Genomic DNA, 25,186 nt, shown 5'->3' with positions numbered 1-25,186 from the left:
CGCCCCGGAAGGCCCCCTCGTGCTTGCACCCAGTTTTGAAGAAGAAGTTGACCGTTACCACCTCGCCGTCCCCGAAATCACCCGGGGCAACCCTGAACCCGTCAAGGAGCTGTACTCGCGGCTCGACGACGTGACGCTCGCCAACCCGTTCGGCGGCATTGCCCGCGGGTGGGCGCAGGTGGAAGCCCGGCTGGACCAGGCGGCACGGCAGTTCCAGGACGGCGAGATGCTGGGTTTTGACACCATCACCTCCTACACGGCCCGGGACACCGCCTTCCTGGTGGAAACGGAACATTTCCGTGCCCGCCTGGACGGTGCCGCCCTCGCCGAGGAATTCGCGCTCCGCGTGACCAGCGTCTTCCGGCGCGAGGAAGGGTACTGGAAGCTGGTACACCGCCACGCAGACCCGGCAGCCCGCCCCCAGTCCCGCCGGTCCCTGAGCCAGCCCGCCACCAGCTGACAAGCTTGCGGGACGGGAGCCAAAAGGCTGACAGGCCGGGGTGGAAAAGGCACACTTAGCTCATGTTGCCTTTCCTGCTCCTGGCGTCACGGGCCGAGGACGCCGCAGCCGAGGATGAATACGCTGCCTACCTCAGGTACGGCGGGCTCGAGCCCTCGGAGCTGCGGCGCATCAGGCTGGAATCGGCTCCCCTGCCCGAACTCGATCTGTCCCGGTTTTCGGGAGTGATCGTGGGCGGCAGCCCGTTCACCTCCAGCGACCCGCCGGAGCAGAAGACCCCTGCCCAGCACCGCGTGGAACGCGAGCTGTCCGGGCTCCTGGACAAGCTGGTGGCAGAGGACTTCCCGTTCCTGGGCGCCTGCTATGGCGTTGGAACCCTGGGCACCCACCAGGGTGCCGTCATCGACAGGACTTACGGTGAACCGCTGGGTGCCGCGGAGATCGAGCTCACTGACGCCGGACTGGAGGATCCCGTACTTCGGGGAATGCCACGCCGGTTCACCGCCTTCACAGGTCACAAGGAGGCCTGCACCGTCCTGCCCGCACATGCAGTGCTCCTGGCACGGTCCGCGGCCTGCCCGGTCCAGATGTTCCGCATCCGGCAAAACCTGTATGCCACCCAGTTCCACCCCGAACTGGACGCGGAAGGCCTCTGCACCCGCATCGACATCTACCGGCACGCCGGCTATTTTCCGCCCGAGTCCGCCGAAGAGCTGATGGACAACGCCCGGCGGTTCACGGTGGCCGAGCCCATGAACATCCTGAAGAACTTCGTGGCCCGCTACGCCAGCTGAGCCGCGGCAGCCCGCCGTCGTACCCTCCTGCCCGGTTACCGCCCCCGGAAAGACGAAATGCCCGGCGCATTCCCCTGAATCACGGGGAACGCGCCGGGCACCGCAGCCACTGACCGGGCTGGAAGGCACAGGCGAAGTGTCAGGCCACGTTGTTTTCGTAGTCCAGGTCGCGGGTTTCCTTGCTGAGGAACAGCGCGATGAGCGTCAACACGGACATGGCGGTCAGGTACACACCCACCAGCACCGGGCTGCCGTCTGCGAGTTCCCAGAGAGCCACGGCGATGAACGGGGCAACGGCAGCACCGAGGATGCTGGAGAAGTTGTAGCTCACGGCAGACCCTGTGTAGCGGACGTTGGTGGGGAACAGCTCAGGCAACAGCGCACCCATCGGTCCGAACGTCAGGCCCATCAGGGAGAAGCCGATGACGAGCAGGGCCATGGTGCCGACGAATCCGCCGCTGAACAGCGGCACGAACAGCAGGCCGAAGACGAAGATCCCGGCGGTCACGGCAATCAGCATCTTGCGCCGGCCGTACTTTTCAGCCAGGGGTCCGGACACCAGCGTGAAGATGCCGAAGAATACGACGCCGGCAATCAGCATCCAAAGGAAGTCGTTGCGGGTGAAGCCCAGGCCGGGCACGAACGCCGCGGCCGCCGCATCGCTCATCGGTTTGCCGGCCTTTTCGGCCGCGGCCCTGGCAGCCTCGAGGCTGGAGGGGCGGGTGCCGAAGGTGAGGGTGAACGTGGTCATCAGGTAGAAGAGCACGTAAGTGGCCAGCATGATGAACGTGCCCAGGATCAACTGGCGCCAGCTGGTCTTGAAGACACGGCCCAGGGGCAGCTTGGCTACCTCGTTGGACTCCAGCACCTTGGTGAACGCGGGCGTTTCAATCAGCTTGAGGCGGACGTAGAGGCCGATGATCACCATGACGGCGCTCAGCAGGAACGGCACGCGCCAGCCCCAGGCCTGGAAATCAGCGGGACTGAGGGCGTAGCTGAACACCAGGAAGATCACGTTGGCGATGATGAAGCCGATCGGTGCACCCAGTTGCGGGAAGGTCCCGTAAACCGCGCGCTTGTTGGCCGGAGCGTTCTCCGTAGCCAACAGCGCCGCGCCGCTCCACTCGCCGCCAAGCGCGAGGCCCTGGGCGAACCGCATCACCACGAGCAGGGCAGGAGCCAGGAACTCCCAGCCTGGCACCAGCGCGGTAGGCAGGCAGCCGATGAGGAACGTGGCGATGCCCATGGTCAGCAGCGACGCCACCAGGGTGCCCTTGCGGCCGAACTTGTCGCCGAAATGCCCAAAGATGATGGAGCCCAGCGGGCGGGCCACAAAGGCAACGCCGAACACTGCGAAAGAGCTCAACAGCTGGGTTGTTTCGTTCTGGCTGGGGAAGAACAGCTGCGGGAACACCAGGACGGCAGCAGTCGCATAAACGTAGAAGTCGTAAAACTCAACCGTGGTGCCGATCAGGCTGGCAACGATCACGCGGCCGCGTGAGTTCACCGGCTGCGGGGATCCGGGCACCGTGGAGGTATCGGTGGAAGACATAGGCAACGCTTTCATGAGGACCCGCCGGACCCCGCGTAGGGGTCCGGCTCGAAATAGTTAGAGTTCGATCTTAGTTCCCATGGTCCATTGAATGGACGAAAGGTCCACGATCCGGACATGTGCCGTCCGTCTCATTTTTGCCGCCCTAACCCCTGCCTAACGGCAGCAAAAAGCCGCCGATAGGCAAATGTCACAACCCGTTAACACACGGCGTCGGTCCGTGAAACGCGCCTTACCTACCGTGGAGGAACAACATCCCCCAAAGGAGGTACCCCGTGACTGTTGACCGCACCGCTGATGCCGGCCCCGGCAATTCCGTTGATCTTGACAACACTGCAAGGCCCGGAAACGCATCCGCCAGCGCACAGCCCGGCTCTACCCGCACTGCCCCCGCCCTTGAATTCCGCCCCGGCCGCTGGATCGCGAACTGGGATGCCGAGAACAAGGAACAGTGGGAATCTGCCGGCCGCTCCATCGCCCGCCGCAACCTCAACTGGTCAATCTTCGCCGAATTCCTCGGCTTCGTTGTGTGGCAGCTCTGGTCCATCGTGGTGGTCCAGCTGCCCGCCGCAGGCTTCACCTTCTCCACCTCGGAAATCTTCTGGCTGATCTCCATGCCCAGCCTGGTGGGTGCCACACTGCGCATCCCCTACACCTTTATGGTTCCGCGCTTCGGCGGCCGCAACTGGACCATCGTGTCCGCCCTGCTGCTCCTGATCCCCTCCATCGGGCTGGCCCTCTGCGTCTCCAACCCGGAAACGCCGTTCGGCGTGATGCTGCTCGTCGCTGCCTTGGCGGGCTTCGGCGGCGGCAACTTCGCCAGCTCCATGGCCAACATCACGTTCTTCTACCCTGCCCGTGAAAAGGGCTGGGCGCTGGGCCTGAACGCCGCCGGTGGAAACCTTGGTGCCGCCATCGCCCAGCTTGCCGTTCCGATCGTCATCACCCTGCTCGCCGCGGGCACTGTCAACCTGCCCATGGCCGGTTGGATGTGGGTCCCGTTCATCCTGCTGGCAGCCTTTGGCGCCTTCAAGTACATGAACAACCTCACCAGCGCCAAGGGCGACATCGCCGGTTCAGTGGCGGCGCTGAAGGAACCGCACCTGTGGATCATGGCCCTGCTCTACATCGGCACCTTCGGCTCCTTCATCGGTTTTGCCGGTGTGTTCCCGAAGCTGATCAAGGACTATTTCCCCGCTTTCTCCTCCATCGGAGTCGGCACAGTGGCACTGTCCCTGGCCTTCCTCGGCCCGCTGGTGGGTTCCCTGGCCCGGCCTTACGGCGGACGCATGGCGGACCGCATGGGCGGCGCCCGGATGACCGTCAGTGCCTTCGCCTCCATGGCCGTCATCACGCTCACCATGATCTGGACCCTGCCGCTGAAGAACTTCTGGCTGTTCCTGGTCCTGTTCCTCATGCTCTTCACTGCCAGCGGCTTCGGAAACGGCGCCACGTACCGCATGATCCCCGTCATCTTCGCCACCTCCAGTCGCGCGGCCCGCAACGGGGCAAGCACGGTGGCAACCCAGCGCCTGGCTTCCTCGGCGCTTGGCCTGATCTCGGCCATCGGCGCCTACGGCGGGTTCGTGATCCCGCAGGTGCTGAATGCCTCCAACACTGCCAGCGGCTCCTACACCCCGGCCTTCTACGGCTTCGTCGGAGCGTACGCCCTGATGCTCACGGTCTGCTGGTTCTGCTACATCCGCAACGCCAACCGAAATGCGATGGGACACGTCTAACATGACCAAAAGCGCCGACACGCACTGCCCTTACTGCGCTTTGCAGTGCGCCATGACGCTCACGTCTCCAGCGGAACTGGTCCCGGCTGCACAGCCGGGGCCAGTCCCCGTGTCCATACCGGCCGTTGGGGAACGGCCCGCATCCAAGGCACTCCTTGACGTCAGCGGACGCGACTTTCCCACCAACCGTGGTGGCCTGTGCCGCAAAGGCTGGACCTCCGCGACACTCCTGAACCATCCGGGCAGGATCACCGAACCGCTGCTGAGGGGCCCGGACGGCGTCCACCGCCCCATTGGCTGGGACCAGGCCCTGGCCCTGGCCGCGGGCGCAGTGAAAGACGCCCGCGCCCGCTACGGCCGGGACTCGGTGGGCGTGTTCGGCGGCGGCGGCCTCACCAACGAGAAGGCCTACATGCTGGGAAAGTTTGCCCGGCTCGCCTTGGGGACCTCCCGGATCGATTACAACGGCCGTTTCTGCATGTCCTCCGCTGCGGCCGCAGGGATGCGGGCCTTCGGCGTGGACCGCGGCCTGCCGTTCCCGCTCGAAGCCCTGGACACCGCCAGCACCATCCTGATGCTTGGTTCCAACGTGGCCGAAACCATGCCGCCCTTCGTGCAGCACCTGAAGGGAACGCGCGACGCCGGCGGGCTGATCGTGGTGGATCCCCGCCGTTCAGCCACGGCGGCCTTTACGGCCGACGGCGGCGGCCTGCACCTCCAGCCCCTGCCGGGCACCGACCTTGCCCTCCTGCTGGGCATCTCCCACGTGGTCATCCACGAAAACCTGGTGGACACCCCCTACATCGAGGAACGCACCTCGGGCTACAGCGCCGTGGTCCGCAGCGTGAACTCCTTCTGGCCTGAACGGGTGCAGTCCATCACCGGCGTCCCGGCGGAACTCATCCGGGAGACCGCACGCCGGCTCGCGGAAGGCGCACGCAAGGGCGGCAGCTACATCCTCACCGGCCGTGGCGTGGAGCAACATGTGGACGGCACGGATACCGCCACCGCAGCCATCAACCTCAGCCTCCTGCTCGGACTGCCTGGATCGGCCAGCAGCGGCTACGGCACCCTCACCGGCCAGGGCAACGGCCAGGGCGGCCGCGAGCACGGCCAGAAGGCCGACCAGCTCCCCGGCTACCGCAAGATCACCGATCCCGCCGCCCGCGAGCACGTCGCCAAGGTCTGGGGTGTCCCGGAGAGCCTGATTCCCGGCCCCGGCCTGCCGGCCGTGCAACTGCTTCAGTCGCTGGGAAAGCCCGACGGCGTCCGTTGCCTTTTCGTCCACGCCTCCAACATTGCGGTGGCCTCGCCCGACGCCAACGCCGTGATCAGCGGCCTGCGCAGCCTGGACTTCCTGGTGGTCTGCGATTTCTTTATGTCGGAGACCGCGGCTGAGGCGGACCTCGTTCTTCCAGTACTGCAGTGGGCCGAGGAGGAAGGCACGCTCACCAACCTTGAAGGGCGGGTGCTGCGCCGCCGCCAGGCCCTGACGCCGCCGGCCGGCGCCCGCAGTGAACTCTGGATCATGGCACGGCTGGCCGAGGCCCTGGAGGCCCCATCGACCTACAGCGAGGACCCCGAAACCGTCTTCGAGGAACTCCGCCTGGCTTCGGCAGGCGGGCTGGCGGACTACTCCGGCATCGACTACGCCATGCTGGACCGCGGCGAAGCCGCCTACTGGCCCTACCCCAAGGGCAGTACCGGAACGCCGCGCCTGTTCCGGGACAGGTTCGCGCACGCAGACGGCAAAGCCGTGATGGTCCCGGTGGCGCCCCGCCGCCGTCGTGCTCCTGCTGCGCCCCCTGCAGGGGATGGCACAGTCCCGAGGGCCACAACCATGACGCTGATCACCGGCCGGCTGCTGGAGCACTACCAGTCCGGCGCCCAGACCCGCCGGGTGGCGGAGCTCCTGGAAACACGTCCGGAGGCGAAGCTGCAGCTCCATCCGGCCGCCGCGGGATCCATGGGCATTGCCGAAGGGTCACTGGTTTCGGTGGCCAACGAACGCGGCGAAGTGGTGTGCCGGGCCGAGCTGAGCACGGCGATCCGCCCGGACACAGTGTTCCTGCCCTTCCATTTTCCTGGACTCGAGAGCGCCAACCGGCTCACTGAGGCCGCGACGGACCCTACGTCCGGGATGCCGGAGTTCAAGTTCAACAAGGTGTGGGTCAGCCCGGCTGCCGCACCTCTTTCAACCAACGTGCTGCAAACGACGGAGGCCTCATGAGCGAGCAAATTGTCATTGTGGGATTCGGCCCGGTGGCCGCCCGGCTGGTTGATGAGCTCCTGCCTGCCGTCCGCGAGGGCCACGTGAACCTGACGGTGGTGGGGGCGGAAGCGGAGGCCGCCTACAACCGGGTACTGGTCGCTGACCTCGGCGTGGGGCGGACGACGGCCGAGGCCCTGGCGCTTTCGGACGCCGATGCCCTGGCCGCCGAGGGCGTGGACGTGCGCCTTGGCATCCGGGTGCGCCGCGTGGACCGGGCGCGCCAGCAGGTCCTGCTGTCCGACGGTTCGGCGGCCCATTATGACCGCCTGGTGTTCGCTACCGGATCCCGTCCGGTGATTCCCAACCTGACCGGCATCAACCCCGATCCCACGTCACCGGTGCTGCCTGCCGGTGTCACAGCCCTGCGCGACCTGCGGGACGCCGAGGTGCTGCGCCAGGCGGTGGCCGGCGGTAAGCGGGTGGTGGTCCTGGGCGGCGGCGTCCTGGGCCTGGAGACGGCCCTGGCCGCAGCTGAAGAAGGCGCCACGGTGACGGTGGTCCATAACGGACCGCACCCGCTGGGCCGTAATATCGACCGCGGCGGCGGCGCAGTCCTGGCCGCAAGCCTGCGCCGTTGCGGCGTCCGCATCGCCGGCAACGCACGGTCCACCGGCGTGGAGCACAATGCGCCCGACGGCGGGTTCTCGGCCCTGCTGCTCGACGACGGATCCGCGATCGACGGGGACCTCCTGGTCATCTCGTGCGGAGTCCGCCCCCGCACGGAACTGGCCGAGGGCTGCGGGCTCCCCGCTGCCAACGGGATCCTGGTGGACCACCGGCTGCGGGCACACCATGAACCGCACATCTTCGCCATCGGTGACTGCGCAGAGGTGCGCTGCCCTGAGCCTGACTGCGCCCGGTGCCGGAACGCGAAAGGCCCGTCCGGGCTGGTCGGTCCGGGCTGGCGGCAGGCCGAATGGCTGGCCGAATACCTGACGCTGCTCGCATCCGGGGCACCGGCGGAAGCCGAAGTACTGCCGGAACTGCCGGCTGAGCAGGCCGGGGTGGTAGTCCTCAAGGCCCGCGGCATGAACATGGCGGTGGCCGGAGACAACGCAGCAGAGCCCTGGGACGAGGAGATCCTCACGGCCGGCGCGGTGAACGGCCGTGCCCGGCTGCAGATCGCCCAATGGGCCGACCCGGAGCATGGCCGGTACGTCAAGATGACCACCAGGGGCGGCGTCCTTGAGGGCCTGGTGGCAGTGGGCATGCCGCGGACCGCTGCCGAGCTCGTGGGGCTTTTTGAGCGCGGCGCCGAGCTTCCGGCGGACAGGTCGCTGCTGTTGAGGCTGGACGGGCCGGACCAACTGCCGACTGCGGCCGCGGACCCGCAGGGCACCGTTTGCCGGTGCGCCGGAGTCAGCGGGGCAACCATTCAGAAGGCCGTGGAGGAAGGCTGCGCCACCGTGCCGGAGGTTTCCAAGGCCACCCGGGCAGGCACCGGCTGCGGCGGCTGCCACGAGGACATCAAGGGGCTCATCGAAAAACACTTCTCCCCAGTCGCCCCCTAACCTCGCAAGCCCGGCCAGGGAACCCGGCGGCCGTGGCCCCAGGCGGTCTCCGCCGCCTGAGTAGAGCGTGGCGAAAGTACTAAACGCTGACGATCCAGGCCTTTCGTGCCGCTCCGCTATTACAGGTGCACGTGCAACCGGCGCGCGGCTTCCGAAATGGAGCCGGTAAGCGACGGATACACCGTGAAGGTGCTGGCCACATCATCCACGTGCAGCTTTTGCTTGACCGCAATGGAGATGGGGAAGATCAACTCTGAGGCATTGGGGCCCACAACCACCCCGCCGATCACCGTTCCGGACCCCTTCCGGGCGAAGATCTTCACGAAGCCATCCTTGGCGTTGCGCATCTTGGCGCGGGCGTTGCTGCGCAGCGAAAGCTTGATGACATCGCCCTGGTACTTGCCGGAGTCGATGTCGGCCTCGGAAACACCCACGTTCGCGATTTCCGGGGACGTGAAAATGTTGGACGCCACCTGGTGCAGCTTGAGCGGGGTCACCATGTCCCCCATGAAGTGGGCAACGGCAATCCGGCCCTGCATTGCTGCAACCGAGGCGAGCGGCAGCACGCCGGTGCAGTCACCCGCAGCGTAGATGTTCGGGGCGGAGGTCCGGGACACGCCGTCCACCTTGATGTGGCCGCTCTCGCTCACAGCAACCCCGGCCTCTTCCAGTCCAATGCCCGCGGTGTTGGGGATGGAGCCCAGGCACAGCAGGCAGTGGCTGCCCGTTACCTTGGACCCGTCGCTCAGGGTGACCACTACGCCGTCGTCCGTGCGCTCCACCTGCTCCGCGCGGGAGCGTGACAGGACCCGGACGCCCCGGCGTTCGAACACTTCCTCCAGTACCACGGCCGCATCAACGTCCGAGCCGGGAAGCACACGGTCGCGGCTGGAAATCAGGGTGACCTTGGAGCCCAGGCCGTTGTAGGCGGATGCGAATTCCGCTCCGGTTACACCGGAACCCACCACGATCAGGTCCTCGGGAAGTTCGTCCAGGTTGTAGATCTGGGTCCAGTTCAGGATCCGCTCGCCGTCAGGGCGGGCCGTGGGCAGTTCCCGCGGGTGCGCGCCGACCGCCAGCAGGATGGTGTCCGCTTCCACGGTCTCCGTGCCGTCAACAGTAACCACTTCAATGGTGCGATCGTTCAGGAGCCGGCCCGATCCGGCGAGGATGCGCACGCCCTGCTGCGCCAGGCCGTCGTGGATGTCCTTTGACTGGCTCCGGGCCAGGTTCAGGAGGCGGTCGTTGATGTGCTTGAGGTCCGCGCGCATCACCGGCACAAAGTCGCCGCCGTCGACGTCGAACTTCACTCCCAGCTCCCCCGCCTCGGCCACCCGGGTCATCAGGTCCGCGGTCGCGATCAGGGTCTTGGAAGGAACGACGTCGGTCAGCACGGCGGAGCCGCCGAGGCCGGCACGCTCGATGATGGTGACCTGCCCCCCGAGCGAGGCGGCCACCATGGCGGCCTCATAACCACCGGGACCACCTCCCAGGATTGCGATCCGGGGCGAACTGAAATCTGGATGCGTAGTCACAAAAGCCCATTCTCCTGCATCGTCCTCCGGACCACCAAAGAAACCGTTCTCTGGCGGAAAACCGCGAAAGGGTGGGCCCAACAGGACCGGCAGGATAACTTGTACCAGTGAGTACAACAGACTTCCTGAACACGGACCCCTTTGCTGCCGCACGCGCCGCCGCCGACTACATCGCCGAAGAAACCGGCGTGGACAGCCACGATACCGCCCTGGTGCTCGGCTCCGGCTGGGCTGAAGCCGCCGACCTCATCGGCGAAACCACCGCCACCCTGTCCGCCGAGGAAGTCCCCGGTTTCCACGCCCCGGCAGTGGTGGGCCATGTTGGCACCATCCGTTCCGTGCTGACCAAGGAGGGCAAGCGTGCCTTGGTACTCGGCGCCCGGACCCACTACTACGAGGGCAAGGGCGTGCGCGCCGTGGTCCACGGCATCAGGGCCGCGGCGGCAGCGGGCTGCAGCACCCTGGTCCTCACCAACGGCTGCGGAGGGCTCAACGAAAACTGGGCGCCGGGCACTCCGGTGCTGATACGGGATCACATCAACCTCACCGCCGCCTCCCCGCTGGAGGGCGCCACCTTCGTTGACCTGACAGATCTGTACTCTGCGCGGATCCGCGGGATCGCCCGTGAGGTGGATTCCAGCCTGGACGAAGGTGTTTACGCCCAGTTCCCCGGCCCGCACTACGAGACTCCTGCAGAGGTGCAGTACGCCAAGCGCATCGGCGCCGACCTCGTGGGCATGTCCACCGCCCTGGAGGCCATTGCGGGACGTCACGCAGGAATGGAAGTCTTCGGCATTTCCCTGGTCACCAACCTTGCCGCGGGCATCAGCCCCCAGCCGCTCAGCCATGAGGAAGTCCTCGAGTCAGGTCAGGCAGCAGGCCCCCGGATCTCCAAGCTGCTCGCCGAAATCATCGCCCGGCTCTGAGGCACAGGCAGTGGACGGCGGGAGTTCGGGGGCCAATGACGATAGCGTTGTGCCCATGACGTCCTCCGATGCCGGTTCCCGGCTGCTCAATGAAGCCCGCGAATGGGCCGCCCAAGACCCGGACCCCGAAACATCGGCTTCCCTCCTTGAGCTGGCCAGGCTGGTGGAAGACGGTTCGCCGGCAGCCCGGCAGGAACTCGAGGACAGCTTCCGCGGAACACTGCAGTTCGGCACTGCAGGACTGCGCGCTGCCCTGGGCCCGGGCCCCAACCGGATGAACCGCGTAGTAGTGAGGCGCGCCGCTGCCGGCCTGGCGGACTTCCTGGTCCGTGCGGTGGCCGAGGCGTCGCCGGGAACCCGGCCGCGCGCCGTCGTCGGCTATGACGCCCGGTACAACTCAGACATCTTCGCCGCAGAAACCGCGGCGATCTTCACGGCAGCGGGAATCGAAACTTTCCTGATGCCCTCCGCACTGCCCACTCCCCTGCTGGCGTATGCAGTCCGGGCGCTGGAATGCGACGGCGGCGTGATGGTCACCGCCAGCCACAACCCGCCGCGGGACAACGGCTACAAGGTCTACCTGGGCCGCCATGCCGTGACGGACAGCGGAAACGGCGCACAGATAGTGGCACCCTATGACGCTGGGATCGCGGCGCGGATCAACGCTGTGGGCCCGCTCGAAACCATTGCCCTTGCGCCCGGCGGGTGGACCGTGCTCGACGGCTCCGTGGCGGCGGGATACCAACAGGCAACCGCCGCACTGGCCCTGCCTGAGTACTTTCCCGCCCGGGATCTGCGCATCGTCCTCACCCCGATGCACGGCGTCGGCGGCGAAACGGCCCTGGCGGTGCTCCACGCCGCCGGCTTCGCGGACGTCACGCTGGTGGCGGAACAGGCCCTGCCGGATCCGGACTTTCCCACCGTCAGTTTCCCCAACCCGGAGGAACCCGGAGCTCTGGACCTCGCGTTGGAAACGGCTGAGCGGCTGGATGCCGACATCGTGATCGCCAACGATCCCGACGCCGACCGGGCCGCCGTTGCGGCGAAGGACCCGGATACGGGCGCCTGGCGCATGCTCCGGGGGGACGACGTGGGTGCTTTGCTCGGCGCCCACGTGGTGGCGCGGCTGGCTGCGGCGGACGAAAAGGCGGGCGGCGGCAGTGCCGCCGGCGGCAGCGAGGGGGTGTTCGCGAACTCGATCGTCTCCTCGCGGCTGCTGGCCCGGATCGCGGCGGCGGCGGGTTATGCGCATGAGGAAACGCTGACCGGCTTCAAATGGATCTCCCGCGTCCCGGGGCTGCTGTATGGCTATGAGGAGGCGCTCGGATACTGCGTCGCGCCGGAACTGGTGAAGGACAAGGACGGCATCTCGGCAGCGGTGCTGATCGCGGAACTCGCTGCCACCGCGAAGGCTGACGGGAAAACCGTCTTCGACACCCTGGACGAGCTGTACCTGCAGCACGGCCTGCACGCCAGCGACCAGCTCAGCATCAGGGTGGCCGACCTGGGCCTGCTGGATGCCATGATGAACCGGCTCCGGGTCAGCCCTCCCGAATCCTTCGGGTCATCGGCCGTGGAAGTCTTCACGGACCTGTCCGAAGGCACAGACAAGCTGCCGCCCACGGACGGGCTCCTGTACCTCACGCGCAATCTCACCCGGGTCATCATCAGGCCCAGCGGCACCGAGCCCAAGCTCAAGTGCTACCTCGAGGTGATCCACCACGTGGGATCCGCAGCCGAACTGCCGGATGCCAGGCAGGCAGTGCGGGCCGCGCTGGACGCAGTACTCCGGGACGTCAGCGAGGCACTGGGGCTGTAGCAGGACCCCCAACAACCCGAAAAGGGCGCCCGGCCGGGCGCCCTTTTGCCGTGTGGTGGAACTTCAGTCCTGGATTGCTACTGGGCGTTCCTACAGCTCGATTTCGACGAAGCCGTCCACCACGCGGGTGCTGAACGCTGCGATGCTCAGGCCCGGGGTGCTGAAGCATTCGCCGGTTTCCAGGTCGTAGACCTCTTTGTGCAAAGGGGAAGCGATGGTGGGGCGCGTCCCGCGTGATCCCAAGATTCCCCGGGCCATCACGTGCGCTCCGGTGGCGGGGTCCTCGTGGGCCACGGCGAAAACCTCGCTCGGGCCGGTGCGGAAAAGCGCAATCTGGCGCCCTGCCACGAGGGCCGCTTCACCCCAGGCCGGTTCGAGGTCGTCCACCAGGCAGACGCGGTGCCAACCGGTGGTGATGCCGGGTACGGCCTCATCGGTGCCGGCTGCGAGTGCCCCAACTTCCAGTGTTGCCGTCATGTCGGCTCCTCTTCCTGTGCGTGTTTTCCGTGCATTTGGCTGCCTCTGCGGCCGTGTTCCACGCTAGGCCGCCGGTGTTTCAGAGGGGTGCAGTGAATGTGTCCAGCGCGTAAAAGACACCTCACGCGGCCGGAAATGCGTTCGTGATGCAGAAGTTAAGTTGACGAAACAATTGGGAAACTGAAGCGAAACTGCGTCTCCCTAGTCTGGATGGACACTCGTCACCAGAAGGCTGCAGGAAACACTGCGGCCCATGCGAAAGGCCCACAGTGACCGAACAGACTTCAAACACCGAGACTCCGCGCCGCATCGTCGTCGCCGGCGGCGGCCCAGCGGCCCACCGTTTTGCGGACGCGATGCATGCCCGCGGCCTCGATGGCTGGCATGTCACGGTCCTCACTGAAGAAGCCCACCTCCCTTACGACCGTGTGGCGCTGTCCAAGGCCCTCACCGAAAAACACGTGGACCTCACCTTGGGCACCGCTTCGATGTGGGACCACCCTTCCCTGGACTTGAAGACCGGTGAGCGCGTAGTCAAGATCAATGCCGAAGCCAAGACGGTGGAAACCGCTGCCGGCAGCATCTTCGAATACGACGAACTGGTAGTGGCCACGGGTTCGAACGCGGCCCGCCTGCCCATCCCCGGCGCTGAGCACACCCACGTCTACCGCACGCTCGAAGACGTCTGGGCCATCAATGAGGCCATCACCGGGCTCACCAAGAAGCTGGGCCGCAAGGTCAACGCAGTCACCATCGGTGGTGGCTTGCTCGGGCTCGAGTCGGCCGCCGGCACGGAGCAGCTGGGCGCCAACCCGATCGTCATCGACGGTTCCCAGTGGCTGATGGCCACCCAGCTGGATGAAGGCGCGGGCCAGGCCATGGGCCGGCTCATCAAGGCCAAGGGCTTCGAAGTCCACGGAGGCGTCTTCCCCTCCGAAGTTCTTGCGGACGACGACGGCCAGGTCACCGGCGTCCTCATGGCCGACGGCCGGATCATCGATGCGGACCTGGTGATCGTGGCGATCGGCGTCCGGCCCCGCGATGAACTGTTCCGCGCCGCCGAGGGCGAAGAGCAGCTGTTCAGCCTGGGCCAGCGTGGCGGCGTGGTCATCAACGACTACTGCGCCACCGAGGTACCCAACATCTGGGCCATCGGTGAAGTGGCCAACTTCGGCGGCATGTGCCTTGGCCTGGTTGCCCCCGCCAACACCATGGCGGAAATTGTTGCCGACCGCCTGAACGGCGGAGACGCCACGTTCCCCGGCTTTGACACGGCCACCAAGCTCAAGCTTTCCGGCGTGGATGTAGCCAGCTTCGGTGACGCCTTCGCCAAGACCGAACACGCCCTCGAAATCGTCTACGCCGACCCCGCCCGCGGCGTGTACCAGAAGATCGTCACCACCGACGATGCCAAGACACTGCTCGGCGGCATCTTCGTAGGCGACGCCTCACCGTACATGAGCCTGCGGCCGCTGCTGGGCCGTGAGCTTCCCGCCGAACCGGGCGCATTCCTCAGCGCGGCCGGCGGCGGCGAGGCCCCCGAGACCGAACTGCCGGACGACGCCACCCTCTGCTCCTGCAACAACGTCACCGCCGGCAGCATCCGCGACGCCATCAATGGCTGCGGCGCCTGTGAAGGCAACGCTCCCGTCCAGGAGCTCGGCGAGCTGAAGGGCTGCACCCGCGCCGGCACCCAGTGCGGTTCCTGCGTACCCATGCTGAAGAAGCTGCTCGAGACCGAGCTGACCAAGTCCGGCGTCGAGGTTTCCAAGGCCCTGTGCGAGCACATCGAATTGTCCCGCCAGGAACTGTTCGACGCCATACGCGTCCTGGAACTGACCTCCTTCGAAGAGATCATGGCCAAGTACGGCACCGGCGCCGGCTGCGATATCTGCAAGCCCACCATTGCCAACATCCTGGCCAGCCAGAACAGCGCCTACGTCCTGGACGCCGGCCGCGGCACCCTGCAGGACACCAACGACCGCGCCCTGGCCAACATGCAGAAGGACGGCACCTACTCGGTGGTCCCCCGCATTGCCGGCGGCGAAATCACCCCCAAGAAGCTGGGCGTCATCGCGGCCGTGGCCGAGAAGTACAACCTCTACACCAAGATCACCGGCGGCCAGCGGATCGACATGTTCGGCGCCCGGCTGGAACAGCTCCCGGAGATCTGGAAGGAGCTGGTGGATGCCGGCTTCGAGTCGGGCCAGGCGTACGGCAAGAGCCTTCGCACGGTGAAGTCCTGTGTCGGTTCCACCTGGTGCCGGTTCGGTGTGCAGGACTCCGTGGCCATGGCCATCCAGCTGGAACTGCGGTACCGCGGCCTGCGCAGCCCGCACAAGCTCAAAATGGGTGTTTCCGGCTGCGCCCGCGAATGCGCGGAGGCCCGCGGCAAGGACGTGGGTGTGATTGCCACCGCCGACGGCTGGAACCTGTACGTCGGCGGCAACGGCGGCGCCACCCCCGCCCACGCCCAGCTCCTGGCCAAGGACCTCGACGACGAAACGCTGATCAAGTACATCGACCGCTACTTCATGTACTACATCCGCACCGCAGACCGCCTGCAGCGCACAGCCCGCTGGCAGGAGGAGCTCGACGGCGGCATCAAGCACGTTGAGGACGTGGTGGTCAAGGACACCCTGGGCATCGCCGCCGACCTCGAGGCCGCCATGGCCAAGCACGTGGACACCTACATCGACGAATGGGCAGACACCCTCAAGGACCCCGAGCGCCTGCGCCGGTTCCGCTCCTTCGTCAACGCCCCGGACCAGAAGGACGACTCCATCACCTTCGTTCCGGACGAGCGCGGCCAGATGCGCCCCGCCACCCCGGAGGAGAAGGGGAAAGTCCTGATCGGGGCCTCCATCCCGATCCGCCCCAGCAACGGGAACGAGGCATAACCATGCAGCTCACCATCGACCTCACCGGACGCGACGTCCTGGTGGCCGGCTCGGACCAGGCAGCACGGCAGGCGGTCCGCCGCTACCAGGCCGCGGGCGCCGTCGTCTACCGGCTCAGCACTCCCCAGGGTGCCCGCCATGACGGTCCCCTGCCCGAGCGTCCCTTCCTGGTTGCAGCCGTGGATGACGGCCAGCCCGGGTGGGAAGCACTGCTGGACAGGTGCCGGGCAGCCGGCATCCCGGTGGCCATGGAACCGGCCGCCGGGCCGGTGGGCCAGGTAACCCTGGTGGGCGGCGGCCCCGGGACAACCGAGCTCCTCACCGTCGGTGCCGTCAACGCGCTGCGCGATGCCGACGTCGTCTTCTATGACCGGCTGGCCCCTTGCCAGGACCTGCCGCTTCTAACGTCCGCCGAACTGGTGGACGTGGGAAAGAAGCCCGGGCACCACAAGGTCAGCCAGGCCGACATCGAAAAACTCATGGTGGAAAGCGCCCTCGCCGGCAACAACGTGGTGCGCCTCAAGGGCGGCGATCCATACGTCTTTGGCCGCGGCGGCGAGGAAGTTGCCTCCTGCGTAGCCGCCGGCGTCCCGGTCCGCGTCATCTCGGGCGTCACCAGCGCCATCTCCGTCCCTGCAGCCGCAGGCATCCCGGTGACGCACCGGGAAGTCAGCCACATGTTCACGGTGGTCTCCGGCCACGCCCCGCTGACGGAAAAGGAGCACCAGCACCTCGCCGGCCTGGGCGGCACGATCGTTGTGCTCATGGGCATCGGCACCCTGCACCAGCTCGCCGCCGGCCTTCGCAGGGCCGGAATGAGAGCGGACATGCCGATGGCCGTTGTCGAACGCGGCTACCGGCCCGGGCAGCGCACCACCATCGCGGACCTCGGCACCATCACCACCGCAGCCGCCGGCTGCAGCAACCCGGCTGTACTGGTCATTGGTGAGGTGGTTCGGGTGGCGGAAGCCAACCGCGGACATGCTGAGGCCGCCGCCGACCTGGACAGGCTGGCGGCCTCGCTGCTGGGCTCGTGAAAGGATTGACCTCCATGAATGCACTTGCACCGGCCGAAACACCGCTGGCCGAAGAAACGCCGGAGGCAGCGGAAGCGCCGCTGGAAGGTTTCCGCATCGGTGTGACCTCGGACCGGCGGTCCCAGGACCTGATCGAGGCCCTCGAGCGCCGCGGCGCTGAAGTGCTGCACGCCCCGGCCCTGAAAATCGCCCCGGTGCAGGAGGACATGCGCCTCATCGAGGACACGCGGGCCATCATTGCCGCCAAACCGGACCTCTGCATCGCCACCACCGCCTACGGTATGCGCCGCTGGTGCGAGGCCGCAGATTCCTTCGGCATCGGGGATGAGCTGCTGGAAATCCTCAGCGCGTGCCGGATGTTCGTCCGCGGCCCCAAGGCCCGTGGCGCCGTTCGCGCTGCCGGACTTACCGACGTCGGCATCAGCAGCGACGAAACCACCGCCACACTCGTGGACATGCTGCTCGCCGAGGGCGTCCGCGGCAAAACCGTCGCCGTGCAGCTGCACGGCTACACCGATGTGCGGCAGCTGGAGCGCCTGCGCATGTCCGGTGCCACCGTCCTCACCGTCACCCCGTACCGCTGGGTGAAGCCCGACGGCGAGGACCGGCTTCCGCGCCTGATTGAGGCGGTGTGCAGCGGAAACCTGGACGTGCTCACCTTTACCAGCGCACCCGCCGTCGACGCCCTGTGGAGCACCGCGCACGAAATGGGCGTCTACAAACAGCTGATCGAAAGCCTCAAGACGAACGTCACTACGGCCGTGGTGGGCCCCGTCACGGCACAGCCTCTGCTGGACGCCGGCATAACGCCCCTGATCCCGGAACGCTTCCGGATGGGCGCCCTGATCCGGCTGGTGTGCGAGCACCTCGCCCTGAACCATGTCCGGCGGCTGGACACCAGGTCCGGCAACATCGAGTTGCGCGGCAGGAGCCTGCGCATCAACGGCCAGCCGGTGGAACTGGCCCCGGCCCCGCTGCTGCTGCTCCGTGCGCTGCTGGGCGCAGGCGGCGCGGTCCTGTCCCGCGAATCGCTGTCCGACCTGCTGGAACTCCGCGGTTCGGTCCACGCGCTGGACATGACCGTGAGCCGGCTGCGTTCCTCGCTGCCGGACGGCCGCCTGGTGGAAACAGTGGTGAAGCGCGGGTACCGCATCCGCGTCTAGGGTTGTCCGGCCGGTTTGAATGTGCCAAGCCCGCTTTGAATGTGCCGGGCAGCCCCGATTGTGTCAGGCCGCGGCTGGATGAGAGCCAGGTCACGGGTTCTGTTACCGGCCGGTAAATACTGGCGAACACGGCCCCGCCAAACGGCAACTGAGGGGAAACACTGCGGAAAAAGCAAGGTCCTACGCTGGGTCCATCACGAAGTTCCGGCCGTCTACCGGCCGCCAGCGAAAGGGCCAGCACATGTCCGCTCCGGCACCCTCCCCGTCCCCCGCCACCCGCATCGTCATCGCCGGGGCGGGGCCTGCTGCCCAGGCCCTGGTCAGCCAGCTCGACAGCGCCCGGTTCACCGGCACCATCACGGTGCTGAGCAACCGGGACGACACCCCCGAGGAGCTGCTGGAGCTGGCGCTGCTCCCCCAGGTCTCCGTCCGGTTCGGCCAGCCGGCCAGCCACATCGATCCGGAGAACCGGACGGTGGCGACGGCGGACGGCATGGAATTCAGCTACGACCAGCTGGTCATTGCCACCGGATCTGCACCGGTGGCCAGCCCGGTGGAGGGCGCCGGCCGTTGCCTGAGCTACTCTACGATCGATGACGCCGACCGGATCGCCGAGGCAGTCAGCGAAGTCACCAAGGAATTGGGCCGGCGGCCCCTGGGCATCCTCGTGGGCACAGGCGCCGCAGCCGGACAGGCTGAGGCAGTGCTCCGTGCCAGGGGCGTGCGGCCCATCCGCACCACGGCCCGGCCGGCCGCCGTCGTCCCAGGTACTTCCGCTTCAGGCCTGGCCGCCTCCGGCGTTGTTTTCGAGGACGGCAGCAGCATGAACGGCGACCTGGTGGTCCTGGCCGAGGAACGGGTCTCCCGGGACGGCCTGGCCGCCAGCGCAGGCCTGCAGACCGCCGCCACCGGCGGGATCGTCATCAGCAAGGACTTCCGCACCTCCGTCCCCGGAATCTGGGCCATCGGTGACGCAGCAGCGTTCGACGGCGTCCGGCTGGGCCTGCTGGTGGCCGCGGCTTCCGCGGCAGGCGCCTGCGCCACTGAGCTCCTGACCGCGGCGTCAGCTCCTTCTCCCCTCCTGGCGGCCGCCTGATGATCCCTCGCGGGGCGCCCTTGAGGTGTCCGGCATAGCGTCGCCTCCGCTGTGGCAAGATGGTTCCGAAACGAGTCACGGGCGTCACAACGCCCCGGCCCACAGGCCCCCTGGAGAGGACCACCATGAGCAACGAAGCCACCCCTTCCGTTCAAACAGCCGCCGCCGGCGCCCCGGGTTCCGGCAGCATTGCGTCATTCATCGACCACACGCTGTTGAAGCCCGAAGCGGGTGAGGCTGACGTCCTGAAGGTCTGTGCGGAGGCGGCCGAATACCACTTCAAGTCGGTGTGCGTTAACCCCATCTGGGTCAAGACCGTCAAGAAAGCCCTCAAGGGTTCCGGCGTCCTCACCTGCTCTGTGGTCGGCTTCCCGCTGGGCGCCACGCCCTCGGACGTCAAGACGTTCGAGGCCCGCGGTGCCGTGCTGGACGGCGCTGACGAGGTGGACATGGTGATCAACATCGCGGCGGCCCGCGCCGGGGACAAGGGTGCGCTGGTCGAGGACATTTCCTCGGTGGCCGAGGCCGTCCATGCCAGCGGAGCCATCCTGAAGGTCATTATCGAAACGGCGTTGCTCAGTGACAGCCAAAAAGTCTTGGCCTGCGAGGCCGCGGTGGAGGCCGGCGCCGATTTCGTCAAGACCTCAACGGGCTTCAACGGCGGCGGTGCCACGGCTGAGGACATTGCCCTGATGCGCCGCACCGTGGGCCCCGGCCTCGGCGTCAAGGCCTCCGGCGGCGTGCGTTCCCTCGAGGACGCGCAGGCTATGATTGCAGCAGGTGCAACACGTATTGGTGCCAGCTCCGGCATCGCCATCGTCAAGGGTGAACAGGGTTCATCCTCCTACTGACGGCAAGCCGGAGCCGCCACAGATTGAGGCCCCCGCGGCCAAGGAGGAATGAATGTCCAGCAAGATCACGGCTTCCAGCCACGGACCGGCGTCCCACGAGGGAGCTCTCCGGACCCCCCAGAACGAGAACAAGCTCGGCACAAGCATCATCCTCTTCGTGGTCTGCATGGCCCTGTTCCTGGGCGCCATCTACTCGCTGTCCTTCCTGACGCTCGGCAACCCCTGGCCCATGGCCGCCTGCCTGGTGCTGTTCGCCCTGGCATACTGGATCCCGCAGACCATCCTGGGCCGCTCGGATTCCGCCGGGGAGCACTGATCCCACAACTCACACGAGACCCCCTGGACCATGTCCAGGGGGTCTCGTGCGTTGCGTGCACATTCCGGGGTGGGCGCGAAGCTGCAGCCGCCGCAGGCTCAGAACCAGACGCGGGTCCAGGCTTCGGCGGCGGCCGCCACACTGGTCCAATGGGTCCGGGCGATGGACCAACCCGCCACGCACAGCCCCACCATGGCGTAGGCGCTGATGGGAATCAGGACCAGCCATTCGCGCTTCGATCCCGCCCGGCCCAGCAGCGGCAGGGACAGCGCGCCGTTGGGCCGCCATACGTTGCGCAGCAGCGGCAGCCGGCGCAGCACCTTGGGCGGGCGGATCACCAGTGGCCACAGCAGGGGCACGCCGCCGGTGGTCACCAGGTCCCCCACGATGTGGACCACTACGCCCGTCAGCATCGAGACGGGCAGCCAGGTCCACTGGTCCGGCGCGAACCAGGTGACGAGTCCGGCCATGACCAGTCCGAAGATCCAGTTGGTGACGAATCCTGCCTTCGGGAAAAGCTTGAGCGCCTTGGCCGCGATGTTGATCATGAACATGCACAGCAGTCCAGCACCTACGGACAACAGTCCCCACTCGGTCTGCAACTGGACCTGCCCGGCCAGGGTGGCCAGCAGCACAAAGAATGCGGCCCCCAGAACCGAGTGCGTGCCCTGCCGGTGCCCGCCGCTGGCATTCTCGATCCCGACGGCGATCACGTTGGACAGCGGCGGCAGGCAATTGGCTACAGTGCTGTGCCGGTGGTCCCAGTCGCATACCAGGGCGGTGCCCGCCGTCGCCATCCCGCCGATCAGGATCCCGGTGGCGTCCAGCGGAAACCAGCCAAGGGTGTACGGCCCTGTTGAGGCAATAGCTACCCACGCCGCGGCTCCCGACGCGGCGTGATGTCCTCCCATCAAGTCCTAACCCACCGCCAGCGGTGCGTCCGAGAAGATATTCCGGATGACGCCGTTGGCCCAGTCGAGAATCTCGGCGTCCTGCAGGTCCCGGCCGCCGATTTTCGCCGTCTTGGGTTTGGGGATCAGGACGGCGTCCAGGGCCGGCTTGGACTGGGATCCCGGGTACATGCGGTTCAGCCGCATTACCTTGGACTCCGGCAGGGTGGCCGGCGAGAACTTGATGAAATTGCCCTGCAGCGCCACATCGGACAGGCCGGCCTCCCGCGCTCCCACCCGGAAGCGGGCCACCGCCACCAGGTTCTGGGCGGGCAACGGCGGCTCACCGTACCGGTCCACCAGCTCAGCCAGGACTTCGTCGATGGCCTCGTTGGTGAGGGCGGCCGCCAGCTTCCGGTAGGCCTCGAGGCGCAGCCTCTCCCCCGGCACGTAGTCGTGCGGGAGGTGGGCGTTGACGGGCAGCTCGATCTTCATCTCGGCGGCCTTCTCCTCGGCCTCGCCGCGGAAGTCGGCTACCGCCTCGCCCACCAGGCGGATGTAAAGGTCGAAGCCTACGCCCTGGATGTGGCCGGACTGTTCGCCGCCCAGCAGGTTTCCCGCGCCGCGGATCTCGAGGTCCTTCATGGCCAGCTGCATGCCGGCGCCCAGTTCATTGTGCGTGGCCACCGCTTTGAGCCGCTCCAGTGCCACTTCGCCCAGCGGTTTCTCGGACGGGTAGAGGAAGTAGGCGTAGGCGCGCTCACGCCCGCGCCCCACACGCCCGCGGAGCTGGTGGAGCTGGGACAGGCCGTACTTGTCCGCCCCGTCCACAATCAGGGTGTTGGCGTTGGAGATGTCGAGGCCGGTTTCGATGATGGTGGTGCAAACCAGCACGTCGAAGCGCTTTTCCCAGAAGTCCACGATGATCTGCTCCAGGCGGCTCTCGGACATCTGCCCGTGGGCCACCTCCACCCTGGCTTCGGGGACCAGTTCGCGGATCTTGGCGGCGGTCCGCTCAATGGTGGACACCCGGTTGTGGACCAGGAACACCTGGCCTTCGCGCATCAGCTCCCGCCGGATGGCCGCCGAGGTCTGCTTGTCCGTGTACGGCCCCACGTACGTCAGGACCGGGTGCCGCTCCTCCGGCGGGGTGGCCAGGGTCGAGGTTTCCCGGATTCCGGTCAAGGACATTTCCAGGGTGCGGGGAATCGGCGTGGCACTCATGGCCAGCACGTCCACGTTGGTCCGCATCTTCTTCAGCGCTTCCTTGTGCTCCACGCCGAAACGCTGTTCCTCGTCCACGATCACCAGGCCCAGGTCCTTGAACTCGAAGTCCTTGGACAGCAGGCGGTGCGTGCCGATCACCACGTCCACGGACCCGCTCTTGACGCCTTCCACCGTCTCCTTGGTTTCCTTGGTCCCCTGGAACCGGGACAGGGCCTTGACCCGCAGCGGGAACCCGGAGAACCGCTCGGTGAACGTTTCATAGTGCTGCTGGGCCAGCAGGGTGGTGGGCACCAGCACTGCCACCTGCTTGCCGTCCTGGACCGCCTTGAAGGCTGCCCGGACTGCGATCTCCGTCTTGCCGTAGCCCACATCGCCGGATACCAGCCGGTCCATGGGGATCTCCCGCTCCATGTCCGCCTTGACCTCGTTGATGGTTGTCAGCTGGTCCGGCGTCTCCACGTACGGGAAGGCTTCCTCGAGCTCGCGCTGCCATGGGGTGTCCGGGGCGAAGGCGTGGCCGCGGGAGGCCATCCGGGCCGAATACAGCCGGATCAGCTCGCCCGCGATCTCCTTGACAGCCTTCCGGGCCTTGGACTTGGTGCTGGCCCAGTCCGCGCCGCCCATCTTGCTTAGCACCGGGGTATCGCCGCCGACGTACCGCGTCACCTGGTCCAGCTGGTCCGTGGGGACAAACAGCCGGTCGCCCGGGGCGCCACGTTTGGAGGGGGCGTATTCCAGCACCAGGTACTCCCGGACGCCGTCGCCGCCACCGGCCACCTTGCGCTGGATCAGTTCCACGAAGCGTCCGATGCCGTGCTGTTCGTGCACCACATGGTCGCCCGCCACGAGCTGCAGCGGGTCCACCGCGTTGCGGCGCTTGGAGGGCATGCGGCGCATGTCCTTGGTGGAGCCAGCCGAGGTGCGTCCCAGCAGGTCGGCTTCGGTGAGCAGGCCGAGCTTGAGGCCGTCAAGGACAAAACCGCGTCCGACGACGGCTGTGGTCACCTCGATGATGCCCGCCTGCGGCTCGTGGTCCAGGCTGTCCACCCTGGCGCAGGGGATGTCCGCGTCATGGAACAGCTCAGCGAGGCGCTGGGCCGGCCCGGGGCCTTCGGTGGCGACGACGATCCGCCACTGGTCGCGCACATGGGACCCGATGAACTCCATCATCTCCGCTACGTCGCCCTGGTAGCCGCGTGGTTCGCGCGCGTGCAGGTTCAGGACATCGATCTCGGGCAGCAGTTCCTCGTCCTGGGCCAGCGAGGTGATGGACCACCAGGAGACCCCATGGTCAAGGGAGGAGGTGCGGGTTTCGGTCAGTGACCGGAAACTGGCCGAATGCAGTGCGGCGCTTGCCTGTGAGCTCAGGTCCAGCGGGGCCGTCCCGCCGTCGGAAGCCGTGGACCAGGCTGCTTCCAGGAACTCCTCGTTGGTGGCAGCGAGATCGTGTGCACGCGTGCGGACTTTCTCCGGTTCGATGATCACGGAGATGGAACCGGCAGGCAGCTGCTCAACAAACGGGACCATGGCGTCCACCAGCACCGGGGCCAAGGATTCCATGCCCTCCACCGCGATGCCGCCGGCAATTTTTTCCAGCATGTCTGCTGCCGCCGGAAGCTGGGATTTGAGCGTGGCAGCGCGGGACATCACCGACGGGGTAATGAGGATCTCCCGGCAGGGCGGAGCATGCAGCTCGGTGGGATGGTGCAGCCCAGGCGAGGACAGCGAGCGCTGGTCAGCGACGGCGAACCAGCGCATCTGGTCCACTTCGTCGCCGAAGAATTCCACCCGGATGGGGTGGTCTTCGGTGGGCGGGAAGACATCGATGATCCCGCCGCGGACGGCGAATTCGCCGCGGTGGGTCACCATGTCCACGCGGGCGTAGGCTGCGTCGGCGAGGCTGCGCACCACGTCGGTGAACGGCTTCTCCTGGCCCACTTTAAGGGTGACCGGGATCAGCTCACCCAAACCGGCCACTACGGGCTGGACCACGGCGCGGACCGGCGCCACCACCACACGGAGGGGTCCCGCCGTCGAACTTTCCGGGTGCGCCAACCGGCGCAGCACGGACAGCCGGCGCCCTACCGTGTCCGAGCGCGGCGAAAGGCGCTCGTGCGGGAGCGTTTCCCAGCTGGGAAACTCGGCCACCGAATCGGCCGGCAGGTATGCACGCAGCGCGGCGGTAAGGTCCTCGGCTTCGCGCCCCGTGGCGGTGACGGCCAGCACGATGCCCGGCCGGGCGTCGCCGTTCCCTCCTGCGGCGGCCACGACGCCCTCGGCCATCTCAGCCAGCAGCACCGGCCGCAGACCGGCCGGCGCACTGATCTGGTAGTCCTGTCCCCGGACGGCGAAGCCGCGGGCAGCCTCAGCGCGGACCCGGGCGAAGGTCTGGTCCGCAGCAAGGGCACGGCGCAGTCCGTCCAGCGAAGGCCCTACGCTGGAGGTGCCGGTGCGGGTCTTGCCCGTGCTGGTGGTGCCGGCGGTGGACGGGCCGGGAAGGCTCATGGCGGAAGCTCCTGTGGTGTTCAACGAAAAGCAGGCAACGCGAAAACCCGAAATTCGCTGCGAATCCCGGGTCATCCCAGCCTACCCCCAGCCGAAGACATCCCAGCCGTCCACAA

At 67.1% G+C, this 25,186-nt stretch carries 18 protein-coding genes; 13 read left to right on the top strand and 5 right to left on the bottom strand.

What is annotated here, in order from left to right; translation table 11 throughout:
* Window positions 1-19 precede the first annotated feature (19 nt).
* Together AC5RVY_RS11495 and AC5RVY_RS11490 are read left to right on the top strand one after the other, a co-directional pair.
* Window positions 20-460, top strand: coding sequence for a YybH family protein (locus tag AC5RVY_RS11495; protein WP_493954837.1), 441 nt, complete (start codon window positions 20-22; stop codon window positions 458-460).
* A gap of 62 nt (window positions 461-522) precedes the next feature.
* Window positions 523-1,254 carry a glutamine amidotransferase gene (locus tag AC5RVY_RS11490; protein WP_493954836.1) on the top strand — a complete coding sequence of 244 codons (732 nt, stop codon included), beginning with the start codon at window positions 523-525 and terminating at the stop codon, window positions 1,252-1,254.
* 139 nt (window positions 1,255-1,393) lie between these two features.
* Here AC5RVY_RS11490 and AC5RVY_RS11485 read toward each other — a convergent pair whose 3' ends face one another.
* Entirely contained in the window at window positions 1,394-2,806 is a 1,413-nt protein-coding gene (locus AC5RVY_RS11485) for an MFS transporter (protein ID WP_493954835.1), read from the bottom strand.
* Between the two features lie 275 nt (window positions 2,807-3,081).
* On the opposite strand from AC5RVY_RS11485, the gene AC5RVY_RS11480 reads away from it, so the two are divergent.
* The 3 genes from AC5RVY_RS11480 to AC5RVY_RS11470 are packed head-to-tail and all read left to right on the top strand — an operon-like array spanning window position 3,082 to window position 8,328.
* Window positions 3,082-4,545, top strand: a complete 1,464-nt coding sequence (locus tag AC5RVY_RS11480) for an MFS transporter (RefSeq protein ID WP_493954834.1) — start codon at window positions 3,082-3,084, stop codon at window positions 4,543-4,545.
* Between the two features lies 1 nt (window position 4,546).
* Window positions 4,547-6,775: a molybdopterin oxidoreductase family protein gene (locus AC5RVY_RS11475; protein WP_493954833.1), complete on the top strand. Its 2,229-nt coding sequence runs from the start codon at window positions 4,547-4,549 to the stop codon at window positions 6,773-6,775.
* A complete protein-coding gene (locus tag AC5RVY_RS11470) occupies window positions 6,772-8,328 on the top strand; it encodes an FAD-dependent oxidoreductase (protein ID WP_493954832.1) in 1,557 nt (518 codons plus the stop codon). The genes AC5RVY_RS11475 and AC5RVY_RS11470 overlap by 4 nt, the downstream gene beginning before the upstream one ends.
* Window positions 8,329-8,447: 119 nt before the next feature.
* On the opposite strand, the gene AC5RVY_RS11465 is transcribed toward AC5RVY_RS11470, so the two are convergent.
* The gene (locus tag AC5RVY_RS11465) at window positions 8,448-9,863 is read right to left on the bottom strand and encodes an NAD(P)H-quinone dehydrogenase (protein WP_493954831.1); all 1,416 of its coding nucleotides are present in this window, start codon (window positions 9,861-9,863) and stop codon (window positions 8,448-8,450) included.
* A gap of 107 nt (window positions 9,864-9,970) precedes the next feature.
* Here AC5RVY_RS11465 and AC5RVY_RS11460 point away from each other — a divergent pair, with 107 nt between their 5' ends.
* Both AC5RVY_RS11460 and AC5RVY_RS11455 read left to right on the top strand, forming a co-directional pair.
* Window positions 9,971-10,789 carry a purine-nucleoside phosphorylase gene (locus tag AC5RVY_RS11460; RefSeq protein WP_493954830.1) on the top strand — a complete coding sequence of 273 codons (819 nt, stop codon included), beginning with the start codon at window positions 9,971-9,973 and terminating at the stop codon, window positions 10,787-10,789.
* A gap of 55 nt (window positions 10,790-10,844) precedes the next feature.
* Window positions 10,845-12,608 carry a phospho-sugar mutase gene (locus tag AC5RVY_RS11455; protein WP_493954829.1) on the top strand — a complete coding sequence of 588 codons (1,764 nt, stop codon included), beginning with the start codon at window positions 10,845-10,847 and terminating at the stop codon, window positions 12,606-12,608.
* Window positions 12,609-12,698: 90 nt separating this feature from the next.
* Here the strand turns inward: AC5RVY_RS11455 and nirD are convergent, their stop codons facing one another.
* On the bottom strand, window positions 12,699-13,085 hold the full coding sequence (gene nirD / locus AC5RVY_RS11450) for a nitrite reductase small subunit NirD (protein WP_493954828.1): 387 nt from the start codon (window positions 13,083-13,085) through the stop codon (window positions 12,699-12,701).
* Between the two features lie 269 nt (window positions 13,086-13,354).
* On the opposite strand from nirD, the gene nirB reads away from it, so the two are divergent.
* The 6 genes from nirB to AC5RVY_RS11420 all read left to right on the top strand — a co-directional run bounded on the left by nirB (window position 13,355) and on the right by AC5RVY_RS11420 (window position 20,448).
* Complete coding sequence (nirB, locus tag AC5RVY_RS11445) at window positions 13,355-15,985, top strand: nitrite reductase large subunit NirB (protein WP_493954827.1); 2,631 nt, start codon at window positions 13,355-13,357, stop codon at window positions 15,983-15,985.
* Window positions 15,986-15,987: 2 nt separating this feature from the next.
* Window positions 15,988-17,022: a uroporphyrinogen-III C-methyltransferase gene (cobA, locus tag AC5RVY_RS11440; protein ID WP_493954826.1), complete on the top strand. Its 1,035-nt coding sequence runs from the start codon at window positions 15,988-15,990 to the stop codon at window positions 17,020-17,022.
* 14 nt (window positions 17,023-17,036) lie between these two features.
* Complete coding sequence (locus AC5RVY_RS11435) at window positions 17,037-18,185, top strand: uroporphyrinogen-III synthase (protein WP_493954825.1); 1,149 nt, start codon at window positions 17,037-17,039, stop codon at window positions 18,183-18,185.
* A gap of 241 nt (window positions 18,186-18,426) precedes the next feature.
* On the top strand, window positions 18,427-19,281 hold the full coding sequence (locus AC5RVY_RS11430) for an FAD-dependent oxidoreductase (protein WP_493954824.1): 855 nt from the start codon (window positions 18,427-18,429) through the stop codon (window positions 19,279-19,281).
* A 125-nt stretch (window positions 19,282-19,406) separates the two neighbouring features.
* Window positions 19,407-20,132: a deoxyribose-phosphate aldolase gene (gene deoC, locus AC5RVY_RS11425; protein WP_493954823.1), complete on the top strand. Its 726-nt coding sequence runs from the start codon at window positions 19,407-19,409 to the stop codon at window positions 20,130-20,132.
* A 52-nt stretch (window positions 20,133-20,184) separates the two neighbouring features.
* The gene (locus AC5RVY_RS11420; RefSeq protein WP_493954822.1) at window positions 20,185-20,448 is read left to right on the top strand and encodes a hypothetical protein; all 264 of its coding nucleotides are present in this window, start codon (window positions 20,185-20,187) and stop codon (window positions 20,446-20,448) included.
* Between the two features lie 98 nt (window positions 20,449-20,546).
* Here the strand turns inward: AC5RVY_RS11420 and AC5RVY_RS11415 are convergent, their stop codons facing one another.
* Window positions 20,547-21,359, bottom strand: a complete 813-nt coding sequence (locus tag AC5RVY_RS11415; protein ID WP_493954821.1) for a metal-dependent hydrolase — start codon at window positions 21,357-21,359, stop codon at window positions 20,547-20,549.
* Window positions 21,360-21,365: 6 nt separating this feature from the next.
* Window positions 21,366-25,070: a transcription-repair coupling factor gene (mfd, locus tag AC5RVY_RS11410; RefSeq protein WP_493954820.1), complete on the bottom strand. Its 3,705-nt coding sequence runs from the start codon at window positions 25,068-25,070 to the stop codon at window positions 21,366-21,368.
* Window positions 25,071-25,186 lie beyond the last annotated feature (116 nt).

The organism is Arthrobacter sp. Ha26, from assembly GCF_059091705.1.
Note: the sequence above shows the minus strand (reverse complement) of the source record. Positions and strands in the feature narration are given on the sequence as shown.